We start from the raw sequence: 15,741 nt of genomic DNA, 5'->3' as shown, positions 1-15,741 counted from the left end.
CACTTCATATTATCTATCCTTTTTATTGTTTTTCTTTTGCATACATTCGGAAAATCCGCATACAGAATATAAAAAATCCCCAGAACATGAAGTCAGATACGGATACCCGGTGTTCTCGACATACAGCTCTTCTGCCATATATCTGCGAGCCCCGTTTCTGCCCTCTTTATACTTCATGCTCTGGGGATCTTACATTTCAGTCCACTAATCTTCCAAACGATCACAGTATATCACAGTTCCGGAGGAATTGCTACTTTTTCCGTTTGAATTTTGTAATGCTCAGTACCAGGTTATCTTTTCGATTCATGAAAATAACAGTCATCTTCACGTCCATATTCTTGTAAATACAATAGATTTGACTAATGGTATGCTCTATAACTGTGATATGCATAATTTCTATGCTATCAGAGACCATGTTAAATTTGTTCTACAATCATACCGTTTGTGGTATGGGGATCATCCGTTGCGCTTATTAGAATAATATCCGTTTATATAAAATTATCCCTCAGGACTTTTTTAACAGAAAAAATTACTACTTTTTGCAATATTCATAAATATTAAATGGTTCTTCTCTTTTTTAAATAAGATATCAGCTTCTTTCCTTTGATGAAAATCTGATTTCTGACACTCTTGGTCTCCTTTTTCCTGCACTAAAAAAACGCCACAAATTGTGACGTTTTTTAGTACCCTTTATATTTCAGTGAGATTTCTTGATTCTAAAACTCACTTTTTCCATATTTTCTTTCTGCCCCTCGATATGGCTGTTCTTCCAAACTTAAAATTGCTTTTTCAAATTTTCTGCCAGTGCAATTGCATTATCAGCATAATTACTAACAAGAAGTGCCTGCTCGTATATCTTATCAATATCTCTATATGCCTGTGGAAACATTTTTACGGTATATTTATCCAAAATGTTTCCTCCTGAGTTCTCCCAATGCCCCACGTGCATCTAATAATTCTGCACCTTCTGCGACTTCCCGTTCTGCTTCAAAAATTGCCTTATCAATCTGATTTGTGCTGAGTAATTCTTCATAAGTTTCCATACTCATAACTACTAAATCTCCATAACCATTTTTTGTAATAAATACTGGTTGCTGTTGTTTGTGACATATTTCAGATATTTCATTTGTATTTCTTAAATCTGTAATTGGTTTTATTATTGGCATTGTAACTCCTCCTTTCTTTGTACATTATTATAACAGAATATTGATGGAGTAGATCACTAACTTCTTTCTTCATTTTCCAAAACCTTCTGCTGATATCTCATGTCTGCCACCGTGTACACTGTGATGAAAGCCTTCGGATCAAGATTATTGATGTAATTCATGAGTTTCTGATACTCATTTTTATCTACGATCGTAATGATCTCGTGTCTTTTATCTAAATTGTACGCTCCGATGGCATCATAAATGGTTGCTCCACTATGAAGCTCATGCAGAATAAAATTCCGAAGTTCTTCTTCATACTTTGTAATAATACATACTCTTCGTTTCAGATTCTGCCCGAAGATAAAATGATCTACCACCATCCCATTAAAATAAGTACCAAGAACGCTTAAAACCACCGTCTTCTTATCATATACAAGTGCTGCCGAAAGCGCCACACACATACCGGCTAAAGACATGGCTTTCCCCAATTCGATGTGCAAATATTTATTCATGATCTTAGCCACAATATCAAGTCCGCCGGAAGAAGCATTCATATTAAAGAGAATACTGAGTCCTACACTGACTACCAGAACATAACAGAGGACATCCAGTTCCTGGGTTTTTGTCAGGGAACCGATATTCGGGAAAATCCGTTCAAAAATACCGATAAATACCGGCAGTAAGATACTGGTATACACGGTTTTCGTACCAAATTCCCGTCCACATGTTATGAATCCGATGATCAAAAGAACAACATTCAGGACCATCGTGATCACTGAAAGCGGTAAAGGTATAAAATTCGTAAGAATAATTCCAAGACCGGAAATACTGCTGACCGATGCATGGCTCGGCACCAGAAAGAAATAAACCGCTGCAGCGATAATTGCCACTGCAGCGGTAAGTGTAAATAGTTCCCATACAACTTCTTTGCAATTGATTTGTTTTTTCATTCCCAAACCTACCCTATCATGACATTTTTATAGAACTGCTATTTTACTCCTCTGATCGGAAGGACTTGCAGTTCTATATATACAAGTATAGCGTATACACAAAAAAATTGATAGTATTTTTTAATTTATGTAAATTTTGTTGAATCCTGTTGTTACTGTTTTTTGAATCTTATTCGGCAATTGCATTCCCGGTGTACAACTGATAATATTTTCCCTTTTCTGAAATCAGTTGGTCATGGGTACCTCTTTCGATAATGCGTCCCTGTTCCAGAACCATGATACAGTCGGAATTCCGAACCGTAGACAGACGATGCGCGATCACAAACGTAGTACGTCCATGCATCAGTCTGTCCATACTTTCCTGAATAATACGTTCAGTACGCGTATCAATAGAGCTTGTTGCCTCATCCAGGATCAGTACCGGCGGATCTGCAACTGCTGCTCTGGCAATTGCAAGAAGCTGTCTCTGTCCCTGGCTTAAGTTTGCCCCATCCCCGGTGATGACCGTATCATATCCTTCCGGAAGTCTGCGGATAAATCCATCTGCATTTGCCAATTCTGCTGCTGCAAAGATTTCTTCATCTGTTGCATCCAGTTTTCCAAAACGGATATTGTCTTTTACCGTTCCTGTGAACAGATGTGTATCCTGCAGTACAATTCCAAGGGAACGTCGCAGATCCGCTTTCCGAATCTTGTTTATATTAATTCCATCGTAGCGGATTTTTCCATCCTGAATATCATAAAACCGGTTGATCAGATTTGTAATGGTTGTTTTTCCTGCTCCTGTCGAACCTACAAAGGCAATTTTCTGTCCTGGCTCTGCATACAATTTCACATCATGAAGCACGATCTTATCATTATTGTACCCGAAATCCACACCATCAAATACTACATTTCCCTTAAGCTCAATATAATCTACCGAACCATCTGCCTGATGTGTATGCTTCCATGCCCAGCATCGGGTATGTTCCTTACATTCTATAAGTTTTCCATTTTCTTTTTTCACATTGACCAGAGTCACATACCCGTCATCTACTTCCACTTTCTCATCCAGAAGGGTAAAGATACGCTCTGCTCCTGCAAGTGCCATTACAATGGCATTCATCTGCTGGCTGACCTGGTTGATCGGCATACTAAAGCTTTTATTGAATGTTAGAAAGCTTGCCAGTGCACCCAGTGTAAATCCTCCCACACCATTCAGCGCAAGGACACCTCCGACAATCGCACAGACTACATAACTGATATTTCCGATCTGCGCATTCAAAGGTCCGAGGTAGTTTGCATAGGTATTCGCACGGTCTGCGCTTACAAAAAGTGCCTCATTCAGTTCTTTAAATTCTGCCTTACTTTCTTCCTCATGGCAGAAGACCTTGACAACCTTCTGTCCATTCATCATTTCTTCAATATAACCATTGACTTTTCCAAGATTTTTCTGCTGTTCCAGGAAATATTTCCCGCTCTGTCCGGCGGCTTTCTTGGTACCAAATATCATAATTGCAACCATGATCATCGTCACAACCGTAAGTGGAATATTTAAGATCAACATACTGACAAATACACTGATGATCGTAAATCCGCTGTTGATGATCTGCGGAATACTCTGGCTGACCATCTGCCGCAGGGTATCGATATCGTTCGTGTAAATTGACATGATATCACCATGTGCATGGGTATCAAAATATTTGATCGGCAGCTTTTCCATATGTTCAAACAGCTCATTACGCATATTCATCATCATTCCTTGTGTCACATTGATCATGATACGGTTATATGCGTAAGTCGCAACGATTCCAATTCCGTAAAATACCGCAACCCTTTCAATTGCATGTGCAAGCGGTGAAAAGTTCGGTGTACCGTCAGACAGCAGAAACGGTGTAATATATTTGTCGATCAGATCTCTTGTAAACATCGTTCCCTGCACATTTGCGATAACCCCTACAAATATAAGGATAAATACTGCAATACAATGAACTTTATAATCACGGAAAATGTAGTTTATCAGACGCATCAAAAGTTTCCCCGGATATTTCACTTTATTCTGTGGTCTTCCCATCGGTCTTGGCATTATGCTTCACCTCCGTTTTCATCAAAATCTCCTCCGCCCTGAGTCTGCGATTCGTATACTTCGCGGTAAATTTCATCGGTCTTCAGCAATTCTTCGTGTGTACCAAATCCATGAACCTGCCCTTCATCCATAACGATGATACGGTCTGCATCCTGCACACTGGATACACGCTGTGCAATGATCAGCTTTGTTGTATCCGGGATTTCTTCACGGAATGCACGGCGGATCTTCGCATCTGTAGCAGTATCTACCGCACTGGTACTGTCATCCAGGATCAAGATCTTCGGTTTCTTAAGCAGTGCTCTTGCAATACACAGTCTCTGCTTCTGACCACCGGATACGTTGTTTCCTCCCTGTTCAATGTGGGTATTATATTTATCCGGGAAACGCTCAATGAATTCATCTGCACATGCAAGCCGACATGCTTCCATACATTCTTCGTCGGTCGCCTCTTTGTTTCCCCAGCGCAGGTTATCCAGAATACTTCCGGTAAACAGTACATTTTTCTGCAATACAACAGACACCTGGTTTCTCAGTACTTCCAGATCATAATCCTTGACATTCTTTCCGCCAACCAGGATTTCTCCGCCTGTCACGTCATACAGACGACTGATCAGATTCACCAGACTCGTCTTCGCACTTCCGGTTCCTCCAATGATGCCAATCGTCTCACCGGAATGGATGTCCAGATTGATATTCTTCAGGACTTTCTCTGCACTGTCTTTTTTGTAAGCAAAATCTACATTCTTAAATGAAATACTTCCATCTTCCACTTCATAAAGCGGATGTTCCGGATTATGGATATCGCTGGTTTCACCCAGTACTTCTGCTATACGCCGCATACTTGCCATACTCATGGAAATCATGACAAATACCATAGACAGCATCATCAGACTCATCAGAATGTTCATACAGTATGCAAGAAGACTCATCAACTCTCCTGTTGTCAACGATTTCACTACGATCATCTTTGCACCAAACCAGCTGATCAGGATGATGCAGGTATAAACAGTGAACATCATGATCGGTGAGTTCCATATAACATTTTTCTCTGCTCTTACAAAAATATCGTAAATATTCTTACTTGCATACTGAAATTTACTTGTTTCCTGTTCTTCTCTTACATATGCTTTTACTACACGGATCGCAGATACATTTTCCTGAACGGATGCATTTAAAGCATCATATTTTGGAAATGCCTGCTGGAAATAAGCCGTTGCATGACGAATGATAAAGAAGAGGATCACTCCCAGGATCACAACTGCCACAAGGTAAATACTTGCCAGTCTGGCATTGATCATAAATGCCATCACCATTGCACAGATCATACTTGCCGGTGCTCTCATCATCATACGCAGCATCATCTGGTACGCATTCTGCACATTGGTCACATCTGTTGTCAGACGTGTAACCAGACCTGCTGTACTGAAATGATCAATATTTGCAAACGAATAGGTCTGGATCTGATCGAACATCTTATTTCTCAAATTCTTCGCGAACCCGGTCGAAGCCTTTGCTCCGTATCGTCCTCCTGCCATTCCGGCAAGCAGGCCACAAAATGCAGCCACGATCATAATTCCACCAACTTTGTAAATATGGTGAATATCTCCGGTATTGACACCCTTATCGATAATAGATGCCATCAGAAATGGAATCAATGTCTCAAACAATACTTCCAGAATCATAAAAAACGGTGTTGCGATCGATGCCGCTTTATATTCTTTTACTTCTTTTAATAAAGTCCGAATCATGAATTCTCTCCTTTCATTTTTTCCATATTGTAATAAACTTTATCGATCACATGCATAAATGCATGTAATTCTTCTTCTGTAATGCCTTCTTCCAACTGCGCATCCATTTTCTGAAAAATTTCTCCCAGTTTTTCATGGTTTTCCCGTCCTTTTTCTGTCAGCATTACTTTTTTCAGACGCGCATCATTTGCAACCGATGCACGGCAGATGTACCCTTTTTTCTCCAGAGTCTGGATAATATTTGTTACCGCTGAACGGCAGATACCAAAATACTTTTCTATATCTTTCTGATAAATTTCCTTATCCTGATGTTCATATAGATAACGTAAGATCCAGCCATGCATCAGGGCAATCTCATCCAGTCCTTCTTCTTTTACACGCATTTCCAGCAGTTTTGAAATCGAACGGTCTATCCGGTGCACCTGATGTCCTACGTGGATTCGCTCTTCACATCCTTCACACAAATGACTTTCCTCCTTCCACTTTTTGCTTCTTCAAAAAAAAGAAAACTGTTCACGAATAAATTGTTCATTCGTAAACAGTTTAATTCTAAACAAGTTTATCACAGATATTTCCCTGCTGTCAACCTGCTATTTACTATTTTCCATCCAATCAAAAAGCTCACAGTTTTTTGCGATCAAAACCGCTGAAACCGGCATTATCATTGTGCAGGAAATTGCTCCAAAAATCATGGAAATACAGTTCTGAAAAAGGATTTTGGAGTTGAGCAACAGCTCAATGGAGTAATTCTGCATTCTCAAATACGCGAATAACAACAGCGATTCTCCCAGATATGCAAACAATAACGTATTAACCGTTGTTCCGATCACATCTTTTCCAATCTTCATTCCACTTTGAACCAGTTTGTTCATTTTGATATCCGGCTTATGACATTTCACCTCATATACGGAAGTTGTTACTGTCAGCGCCATATCGATCACAGCTCCTAACGTGCTGAGTACAATTACGGCTGTTGCAACCTTGGGCATACTGATATCCAGGTTCATATTATAATAGAAAACATCTTCTCCGGCTGCCTGGATCTCATTCAAGCCTCCCGCCCCACTTTTCCATACGACCAGATAAATAAATGCAAATAACACACACATTGTAATTGCAACCGCAAGAAATGCACTCCAGGTTTTAATATTCGTCCCATTTTGATAAAACAAAGTGATACAGGAAATTAAAATTCCTGCACCGGCAGTAACCAGAAACACGGGTGCTCCGACGGCATAAAGCCAGATTGCAAGACTCAGGCACAAAATATTTCCCGCCAGAGCAATCAGAGACATGGCGCCTCTGTCCCCTCCAACAAGCACTATTACTATCATTAGAATCAGTCCCAATATGATCAACATCTTTTTTCCCTCTTTTTCACAGATAGTTTCATCATAACTGCTGTTATGAAAATAGACACTGGGATCGCCAGTACAATTCCGATACTTTCTACAAAGAAACGGCATAATTCACATGGAATATGCAATTTTACAATGGTAACAAAACGCACCTCATTGTTCATCCGGATCAAACATGTAGGAATCAGACCGCAGCCAAACACAAACAACAGCACATTGATCATTGTTCCCATAATGTCATATCCGATCTCTCTGCCTGAACGGAAAAGTTCCACAAATTTTACTTCCGGTTTCTGCTCAACAATCTCGCTTAAAGCCACTGATATGGCAACCGCCACATCCATGATGGCACCGAGTCCTGACAACAGGATCTCTGCATGGAAAATTTCATCCGGATTATCAATACTGCCCAGATATTCCATCGTCGAATAATCCAGTTCTTCCATATGCTGCATAACAAGATCAAATATCCCCATGATCATAAGCAGGACACATAGTGTTGTCAATAGTGCGGCAAAAGTTTTCTTGTGGATTCCATTTAATCCAACAAGCGTTACCACTGCGAAAAAAAGGATCAGTCTGCTACATACACTCAGAATTTCCGATGTGTCATCCGCCGTCCAGAAACCGATCACAAAAATCAGGATATTCAACATTGCTGTTATGATCGTCAAACCGCCCTGCCGTCCGGCAATCCCAAGGAGCAGAAGTGCAAGGAAGCCAAGCATAACAACCAGCATCGTATCCCGCTTTACTCCAATGATCGATGATCCCTTATAAAACACCCGGTCACCTTTATGGTATTTTTGGTCAACCATTTCTGTTGTTGTGTATTCATTGGCAATCCGGACTTCTTTTCCTTTGTCTTTTCCGTTTAGGATCTTACCATAAAGACTCTGCTTATATTTCGTTTCTTCTGTTCCACGTGTACTTTTGCTTTTCCCTTCTACAATTGTCACTACTTTTGTCACTTTCACGATCGGTGTCTGATACAGCCAGGCATCATTCATGACAAACAAAATTGCCAGCAGATATAACACACCTGCCACACAATAAAATCTTCCTTTTTTGTTTTTCATCAAATATCTGCTAATCTTTTTCCCGTATTCCTTCATGATCCATCTTTTCTCTTCTTATTTTTTTATCTGCATATCCGCATCTGTGATCCTGCAATACAAAGTCTCATCATTTGGTTCTTTATATGTCTCGAACGTTCCCTGAACGATAATTTCTGTTTCCTGTTCCGGATAATCTTCATTCGGCAATTCTTCCTCATTTTTCCGGACAAATTCCAGTCCCTGCGCGCAGCACGCCAGCGCATCTTTGATCACGCAAAAATGATAGATATTCCCTGTCGCTTCATCCTTACTTATATAATAAATCCCGTCGATCCGGATTGTTTTTCCTTCATACTGCTCCGGTCCCACCATCATCTGGTAAACTGTCGCGTAGACCATATCACTGTTCATTTCTGTAAGATCATAATCTACATCTTCTGTCCCCGTATTTTCTGAAGTATCTGTACTTTCTTTTTTCTTGTCCTTTTCCTCTGTCTGTTCCTTCTGCTCTTCCGCTTTTGTCTGTTTCTCTAATACATCATTAACGGATTTCCCGTTATTCACTTTCTTTTTGCCGCTTACATTTTCATGAATAAAACCTCCATTATCTATACTTATTAAAAAATGGTACACAAAAAGAAAGGTATGGTTTTTCATACCCATTCTGCTTTATAAAAAGTTTTATTCAATCATTTAATCTTACCTTTTGATGAACTAACGAAATCGACAAAATGATCCAGAACCCCGGCAAAATAACAGTTTCTGCGATAAAGATCACCGGACTGACAAAAAATCCTACTGCAGGTGTTGTTCCCAGATTCCGAAGGACCTCCTTTGCCTGATGAACGCAGGCACAGATCGGGCAGTCCTTTCCCGTACAGTTATGGTCTTCCTCTCTGGCAACATAAAAAAGAGAAGCAAAGGTTACAAATATAAGAAAAATACATATAACCGCTGCCATACTTTTTTTCTTTCCTGTATCCATTTCCTTCTCCTTTCCCAGATTTCATCTGTTAATAAATTTTATCTATTCTTTCTTACTGCATTCACCGCAGATTCCGTAAAATACGGTACGATGCGGATCCATCTGAAAATCATGATGCTGCTGCATGTGCTGTTTTAAGCTTTCTACCTCATTGCACTGTAAATGGATCAGCTTTCCACATTTCTCACATTTACAATGATAGCAGTTTTCATGTTCTTCCCCATGATCTCCGATATATTCAAAACAGGCGCTGCTCGAACCGTCTACTACATACTTCGCGGCCAGGCCTTCTTTTACCATCTTCTCCAGATGACGGTAAATGGTCGTGGTTCCGACGGAAATCCCTTTTTCCCTGAAAAAATCGCAGATTTCATTCACAGTAACATGTCTTCCCTGTACCGATTTCAGGAAGGTAAGTATTTCGGTCATTTGTTTTGTTTTATATGGTGCTTTTGCCATACTGACCTTCTCCCTTCAATTTGGAAATCGTTTTCATTTTATCACACTATTTTTATATGTCAATGAAATTTGAAAATGTTTTTCATTTCCAGGAAGACTACTATAACCGGCTGATCAAAGCTGAAACCGGAATGACCTATTCTGCTTATTTACAGAAAATACGTTTAGAGCAGTCTCTTTATCTTTTGCGGACTACTTCCAAAAGCGTCGAAGAAATTGCAGCAGATGTCGGGTATCATAATAAAGGTTTTTTTTATCAGCTTTTTCAAAAAAATATCAGATGACTCCTTGCGAATACCGCAGGCTGATACAAAAAAATGTTGTTAACTTCCACTTGATTGCTATAAAAAAAGGTTATGCGATTCTTCTCTTCACCCTATCTTATAAATCGCACAACCTTTTTTCAATTATACTGGAATCACACGCCCAAGCTCCGCCGAAGTCCTGTGTGAAATGGAAATCACCGTCCGGTTTTCTGCCACTCGTTTCAACGCTGTCATCACCGCTTTTTCAGTATCTGCATCCAGATTCGCCGTGATCTCATCCAAAAGCAGAAGTTTCGGTTCTGTAACTGCCGCCCTTGCAATGGACAAAAGCTGCCACTGTCCCTGTGAAAACAACTCCGGTATGCACACAGTGTCATAGCCATCTTCCATCTCTTCGATCGTTTCTGCCAGACCAGTCAGTCCTGCAACTTTCCGCACCTGTTCTTCCGAAATCTTTTCATCATACAGGGTGATCTGATCCCGCACCGTTCCCGGAACCATATGGAAGATCTGCTCTACATATCCATACAGGCTTCGTCTCTCTTTTTCGGAAACCTTTGCCACCGGAACACCACCGATCAGAACCTTTCCCTGTTGTGGCTCATAAAGTCCGAGAAGCAGCTTCATGATCGTGCTTTTTCCTGCCCCTGTCCTTCCGGCTAATGTCACCTGTTCTCCTGTATTTACCTGAAAACTCATATGATCCAGTACTATATGCTCATCATATCCGAAGGTCACATCTTCAAATGTCACAAATGCATCTTCCTGCGATGCTTTTTCCTGCCCTTCTGATTCTTTCTTTTCTTCCAGTGTAAAAAATTCATTGATTCTGTGGATTCCCGCAATCGCAGACTGAATCGTCTGGATCTCCATACCAAGGCTTTCTACCGGAGTGAAAATCTGGGAAATATAGTTCATGACTGCCACAGCCGTTCCTGCCGACATTCCGAAAAATACCAGTACCTTCTGATTCCCTGTCGCAGAAAACAGCATCACCACTGCGACAACTACTGCATTCAGGATCAGAACGATCGGTGAATAAATCGCATCATAAAAATTGGTCCGCTCCATTGCCTGGTAGCTCTCACCGATATACTGGTCGTACCGTTTTTCCATATATTTTTCTTTTTTCAGACAATGGATCGTGCGGATATTGTGAAGCGTCTCCGGAACATGCCCAGATGCTCTTTCGACTGCCCGGCGGTTCTCGATCTGTGCGGTAAGCATATTTTTCTGCACATGTCTTGTATATGCAAATAATACCGGCAGTACAACCAGAAGCACTAACATCAATCCTTTATTCTGAAACCAGACTACTACAAGAATACTGATAATCTTGCAGGCATCTGCAAACATGCTGATAATTCCGGATGTGAACAGATTTTCTACGGTATCCACATCTCCTACAAACCTTGAAACCAGCGTTCCCGGTTCCTGACGATTGATCTCATCTGCAGTAAGATTCACAAATTTTCCCATCAGACTGCTGCGGAGTGCGTGGGTGATCTTCTGTCCGAATACAGTCAGCATCCCTTCCCGCGCCGCCTCTGCAAATCCGGTAAGTGCAAGCAGCGCAAAGTACAGCACGATCATGGCAAAGGTCACTGCTTTTCCGGCTGTGATCGTGTCAATGATCTTTCCAAGGATCAGCGGCGGCAAAAGATCTGTTACAATGGCTCCGATCACAGCTGCCAGAATTCCAAAAGAAAGGATTTTCTGTTTTTTTACCGTCTGGAATATAATCGTTCTTACCTGATTACTCTGCTTCATCTGCCACGCCTCCTTCCTGTACTGCAAAAAGCTCTTTATACTCCGGTATCTTCTTCACCAGTTCCTCATGCGTACCTGTCACCGTTTTTCCATGCTCCATCCAGATCACCTGATCCAACTGTGGAAACAGATAGAGTCTGTGTGAAATCAAAAGCACAATTTGATCCTTTGTAATCTGCCTTAAATTCGCATAGATTTCCCTTTCCGTGCTTCTGTCGAGTGCTGAAAACGGATCATCCAGAATTATGACCGGTTTCTTGTGGCATAAGGTTCTGGCAAGTGCAAGCCGCTGCGCCTGTCCGCCCGAAAGACACACACCGCCGTTTCCTGCCAGTGTCTGGATTTTTTCCGGCATTTCTGCAACCTCCTGATCCAGACATACCGCTTTTAACAGTTCTTCCGCATTCACCTGATCGCCCATTAAGATATTATTTTCCAGTGTATCATTGAAAAGCTCCGGATCGTGTCCCAGATACCCAACTACATCTGCCAGTTTTTTCTGTGACAGATTCTGTAATTCTTCTCCCTGATACTGGACCTTCCCTTCATACGGATATTCACACAGAAATACTTTTCCAAGCGTGGATTTTCCGCACGCTACTGCACCGGTGATTCCGATGATCTGTCCAGGCTTTGCCGTAAAAGAAATATCATTCAGAATCTGTTTCCCATCTGGATATGCAAATCTTAAATGCTGTACTTCCAGATTCCCCGTCTGGCTGATCTTTTCTTTCGATACCGGCTCCTCTTCTTCGCCGTTTTCCACATCCGTATGCATCAGTGGTTTGATCCGCCTCCAGGACACCTGTGCTTTATGGACCGCATTGAACAGCTTCGCTGCGCTGGAAGACTTCACAGACAGCTTGACAAAACAGGACAGGAAAGTGGTAAATGCCGCAATACTCCATGTCTTCCATCCGGTTCCAAGAACATTTCTCTGTCCGAAATATAAGATAAAAAGAACACCTGCCATCGAGATCACCCGGTAAACCGGTGGCATTGCCACATTCCAGATATTTGCTTTTACCGCTGATTTCTCATAAGCCTCCAGATTTTCTTCATAGGATTTTTTCCTTTCACTCTCACAGCCAAATACACGATAGGTGATCGCGTTCTTTGCCCGGTCAAGAGTTGCATCGCTTAAAATTCCTGCTTGTTTCTTATATGCCGCACCGGTACGCTGGATCATTTTTTTCATCTTCTCAGCAGTAACATAGGATATCGTTGGAAAGATCATGCACAGCAAAGCCAGGCGCCAGTCATAAAAAAGCAGCATCCCTGCATAGGATGCCAGTGCTACACCTGTATCAAAAATTTCCGTTGTAAATTTGCGCATTCCCTCCGCGCAGTCATCCACATCAAGGATTGCTTTCGTCATCACATCTCCTTCCCCTTCCTCACGGAGGCTCGGTCTGCTCTTCATGACCAGGCTCCGGTAAATGACCTGCTTCATCTTCCGGTTAACATTATTTGCAAATCTTCTGACGTAGAATCTTTTGATATATCTGGAAATCTGCACCACGACAATCGCTGCCACATAGCCGGTCACCAGGATCAGCATATCGGAAAAGTACGCCGTTCCCTTTAATATTTGTGCCAGAGTGCCTGTCATCTTTCCTTCAAACCACGGTCCGGCAAGAAGCCCCAGGTTGTAGATCATTCCCGATACTGCTACGATTAGAAGGACTTTCCACTCTGCCTTAAAGTATGAAAGAACCCGGTCTGCCTGAAATCCCTTTTTACGCATCTTTTTCCCCTTCTTCCTCTGCAAGCCTCTTTGCAATCTTCGTAAATCCGGTTCTTCTTTCTTCCTTTGACTTCCAGTACAGCTTATCAAGTGTCGCACAAAATGTTTCTTTTTCTGCTTCCGGAAGATCTTCCAGAAGCCAGTCATAAAAGACAGTCTCAATATGTGCCTTGGAATTCTTCAGACTTTCTGCCTGTTCTGTCGCATAAAGAAGCTGGCTTCTTTTATCCTCCGGATTTACTTCTCTGACCAGATAGCCCTTATGCTCCAGACTTGCCACACGCTTTGCCGCCGCTCCCTTATCAATCTTCAAGGTCTCACAGACCTTTTTCTGCGTGATCCCCGGATTATGTCTGACCAGGTGGATCACGTCAAATTCTGCGGTTCCAATCCCTTCTTCTTTCATTGTCTGCACCGTAAATTTGCTGACCTCACGGGCAATCTTTGTGATTCTTCTCTGCGTACTGTCCATAAAATATTTCCTCTCTCACTTTATACATATCGCTTCTGCCTACAGCGCTTCTCAGCCTGGAACGCCTGCAACATTCTTCATCTTCGTGCGAGTGCACATCTCCGGCGCGTAGTACATTTTATTTCACAGGAAGTTCCTTCTGAATTTCCTGTGAAACAAAATGGTTGTACCATCAACTAATCAGATGATAGTACAACCATTTTCCTATGTCAATATTTCAATTGTAATATTCGGACAAATACATACCGTTTCTGCTTCAAATTAACCGACAAGATTTCCCATGGTATCTGCCAGCACCTGCGCTCCTGCAAATACGTCTTCCCATGCCGTATCTTCATATGGTGAATGACTCACGCCTCCGATACTTGGCACAAAAATCATTCCCACATCACAGATATGTGCCATCGATAAGGTATCATGAAACGGACCACTCGGCATACGCATATATGTATATCCCCGCTTTTTGCATACATCTTCGATTGTGTCTACGATTGCTTCATTCATCATCTCTGCCTTTGCATCTTTCAGACACTTCTGGGTACTCTCTACATGAAATCTGTCCGAAATTTTCACTGCCGCTTCTTTTATTTCTCGGATTCCCTGTGCCCTGCGCTCCATATCTGTATCTCTGATGTCGATCGTATAGTCTACTCTTCCCGGAATCGTATTGATTCCACCCGGATGTACTTTGAGTGTTCCTACTGTTGCCACAAACATATCTCCCAGACGGGATGCTATTTTTTCTACTTCTGCAATATAATTTGCAGCAGCCGTCATTGCATCTTTCCGCATATTCATCGGTGTGCCGCCTGCATGATTTGCTTCCCCCTCAAAGCTTCCTTCAATCCAGTATGGACCTTTGATCCCGGTTACAATCCCTATCTGCCTGCTTTCCTGTTCCAGCACAATTCCCTGTTCAATATGAAGTTCAACAAATTTTTCATATTTATCTGCGTGCGCTGCCTCTTCCAGTTTTTCCGGATGATATCCGCACTTTTGCATTGCCGCCTCTTCACTGATGCCCTCATTGTCTGTATATTCACTAAGCCGTCGTTCCATTCCAAGACCGGCAATTACCTTACTTCCAACCATACCTGCATTAAATCTGGCACCTTCTTCATCTGTAAAAAGAATTACTTCAAACGGGCTTTTTAATTTTACATGATTTTCTTTCAGGCACTGTGCCACTTCAATCCCTGCTATACTTCCGAGTAATCCGTCAAATTTTCCTCCATTTCGTACCGTATCGATATGGGAACCTGTTGCGATCACACCATGCAGCTCCTTTTCATTCCAGTTATCCGGATACAGGCGTCCCATAAGATTTCCAGCTGCATCGATTTCTACCTCCAGTCCTGCTTCCAGCATCATCTCTTTTGCCATCATCCGCGCTTTCGTCTCTTTTTCGCCGAACGCCAGACGTGTATAACCGCCTGTCTCATCCCGGCTCATCTCATTGATCCGCTCTATCCTTTCCTTTAATCGCTCCTGCTTGATCTGCATATCTATTACTCCTTTCTACTGTAATTTTCATTCTGCTCCCACTCTCTTTTCTATCTTGATAGTACATCAAATAGCTCTCAAAATCCACGATATTCTTACCAAAATTTTTCTTCCCAGTTCAAAAAATAACAGAAGCACCACACACAGATTACTCTCTGCATTGCGGTGCTCCTGTCTCTTCCTTTATTTAACCTTTTTCAATTTCTCTG

Annotated in this window: 17 protein-coding genes; 2 read left to right on the top strand and 15 right to left on the bottom strand. The window is 41.7% G+C overall.

Features of this window, described 5'->3' with window-relative positions; translation table 11 throughout:
* Nucleotides 1–247: 247 nt before the first annotated feature.
* Nucleotides 248–481: a relaxase/mobilization nuclease domain-containing protein gene (locus ACYQ5K_RS06820; protein ID WP_172676486.1), complete on the top strand. Its 234-nt coding sequence runs from the start codon at nt 248–250 to the stop codon at nt 479–481.
* Between the two features lie 294 nt (nt 482–775).
* Here the strand turns inward: ACYQ5K_RS06820 and ACYQ5K_RS06815 are convergent, their stop codons facing one another.
* From ACYQ5K_RS06815 to ACYQ5K_RS06765, 11 genes are all read right to left on the bottom strand, one after another.
* On the bottom strand, nt 776–910 hold the full coding sequence (locus tag ACYQ5K_RS06815) for a hypothetical protein (protein ID WP_274597637.1): 135 nt from the start codon (nt 908–910) through the stop codon (nt 776–778).
* Complete coding sequence (locus ACYQ5K_RS06810; protein ID WP_055157239.1) at nt 903–1,166, bottom strand: type II toxin-antitoxin system prevent-host-death family antitoxin; 264 nt, start codon at nt 1,164–1,166, stop codon at nt 903–905. The genes ACYQ5K_RS06815 and ACYQ5K_RS06810 overlap by 8 nt, the downstream gene beginning before the upstream one ends.
* Before the next feature lie 56 nt (nt 1,167–1,222).
* A complete protein-coding gene (locus ACYQ5K_RS06805; protein WP_055157237.1) occupies nt 1,223–2,098 on the bottom strand; it encodes a YitT family protein in 876 nt (291 codons plus the stop codon).
* Between the two features lie 169 nt (nt 2,099–2,267).
* Entirely contained in the window at nt 2,268–4,163 is a 1,896-nt protein-coding gene (locus ACYQ5K_RS06800) for an ABC transporter ATP-binding protein (RefSeq protein WP_173687632.1), read from the bottom strand.
* Nucleotides 4,163–5,914: an ABC transporter ATP-binding protein gene (locus tag ACYQ5K_RS06795; protein WP_117835661.1), complete on the bottom strand. Its 1,752-nt coding sequence runs from the start codon at nt 5,912–5,914 to the stop codon at nt 4,163–4,165. The genes ACYQ5K_RS06800 and ACYQ5K_RS06795 overlap by 1 nt, the downstream gene beginning before the upstream one ends.
* On the bottom strand, nt 5,911–6,378 hold the full coding sequence (locus ACYQ5K_RS06790; RefSeq protein ID WP_022220303.1) for a MarR family winged helix-turn-helix transcriptional regulator: 468 nt from the start codon (nt 6,376–6,378) through the stop codon (nt 5,911–5,913). Before ACYQ5K_RS06790 ends, ACYQ5K_RS06795 begins: the two co-directional genes overlap by 4 nt.
* A 126-nt stretch (nt 6,379–6,504) precedes the next feature.
* A complete protein-coding gene (locus ACYQ5K_RS06785; protein WP_055246697.1) occupies nt 6,505–7,275 on the bottom strand; it encodes a YibE/F family protein in 771 nt (256 codons plus the stop codon).
* Entirely contained in the window at nt 7,269–8,351 is a 1,083-nt protein-coding gene (locus ACYQ5K_RS06780; protein ID WP_459777403.1) for a YibE/F family protein, read from the bottom strand. Before ACYQ5K_RS06780 ends, ACYQ5K_RS06785 begins: the two co-directional genes overlap by 7 nt.
* Before the next feature lie 54 nt (nt 8,352–8,405).
* A complete protein-coding gene (locus ACYQ5K_RS06775; protein WP_459777402.1) occupies nt 8,406–8,894 on the bottom strand; it encodes a hypothetical protein in 489 nt (162 codons plus the stop codon).
* A 121-nt stretch (nt 8,895–9,015) separates the two neighbouring features.
* Nucleotides 9,016–9,315: a hypothetical protein gene (locus ACYQ5K_RS06770; RefSeq protein ID WP_459777401.1), complete on the bottom strand. Its 300-nt coding sequence runs from the start codon at nt 9,313–9,315 to the stop codon at nt 9,016–9,018.
* Nucleotides 9,316–9,357: 42 nt separating this feature from the next.
* Nucleotides 9,358–9,774 carry a Fur family transcriptional regulator gene (locus tag ACYQ5K_RS06765; RefSeq protein WP_055157005.1) on the bottom strand — a complete coding sequence of 139 codons (417 nt, stop codon included), beginning with the start codon at nt 9,772–9,774 and terminating at the stop codon, nt 9,358–9,360.
* A 56-nt stretch (nt 9,775–9,830) separates the two neighbouring features.
* Here ACYQ5K_RS06765 and ACYQ5K_RS06760 point away from each other — a divergent pair, with 56 nt between their 5' ends.
* A complete protein-coding gene (locus ACYQ5K_RS06760) occupies nt 9,831–10,058 on the top strand; it encodes a helix-turn-helix domain-containing protein (RefSeq protein WP_459777400.1) in 228 nt (75 codons plus the stop codon).
* A 123-nt stretch (nt 10,059–10,181) separates the two neighbouring features.
* Here the strand turns inward: ACYQ5K_RS06760 and ACYQ5K_RS06755 are convergent, their stop codons facing one another.
* From ACYQ5K_RS06755 to ACYQ5K_RS06740, 4 genes are all read right to left on the bottom strand, one after another.
* On the bottom strand, nt 10,182–11,810 hold the full coding sequence (locus ACYQ5K_RS06755; protein WP_459777399.1) for an ABC transporter ATP-binding protein: 1,629 nt from the start codon (nt 11,808–11,810) through the stop codon (nt 10,182–10,184).
* A complete protein-coding gene (locus tag ACYQ5K_RS06750) occupies nt 11,797–13,557 on the bottom strand; it encodes an ABC transporter ATP-binding protein (protein WP_459777398.1) in 1,761 nt (586 codons plus the stop codon). Before ACYQ5K_RS06750 ends, ACYQ5K_RS06755 begins: the two co-directional genes overlap by 14 nt.
* The gene (locus ACYQ5K_RS06745; protein ID WP_178025303.1) at nt 13,550–14,029 is read right to left on the bottom strand and encodes a MarR family winged helix-turn-helix transcriptional regulator; all 480 of its coding nucleotides are present in this window, start codon (nt 14,027–14,029) and stop codon (nt 13,550–13,552) included. Before ACYQ5K_RS06745 ends, ACYQ5K_RS06750 begins: the two co-directional genes overlap by 8 nt.
* A 261-nt stretch (nt 14,030–14,290) precedes the next feature.
* Nucleotides 14,291–15,532: a M20 family metallo-hydrolase gene (locus ACYQ5K_RS06740; RefSeq protein ID WP_459777397.1), complete on the bottom strand. Its 1,242-nt coding sequence runs from the start codon at nt 15,530–15,532 to the stop codon at nt 14,291–14,293.
* Nucleotides 15,533–15,741 lie beyond the last annotated feature (209 nt).

It is taken from the genome of Allocoprococcus similis, assembly GCF_054660775.1.
The sequence above is the reverse complement of the archived record's forward strand: the minus strand, read 5'-3'. Positions and strand labels throughout refer to the sequence as shown.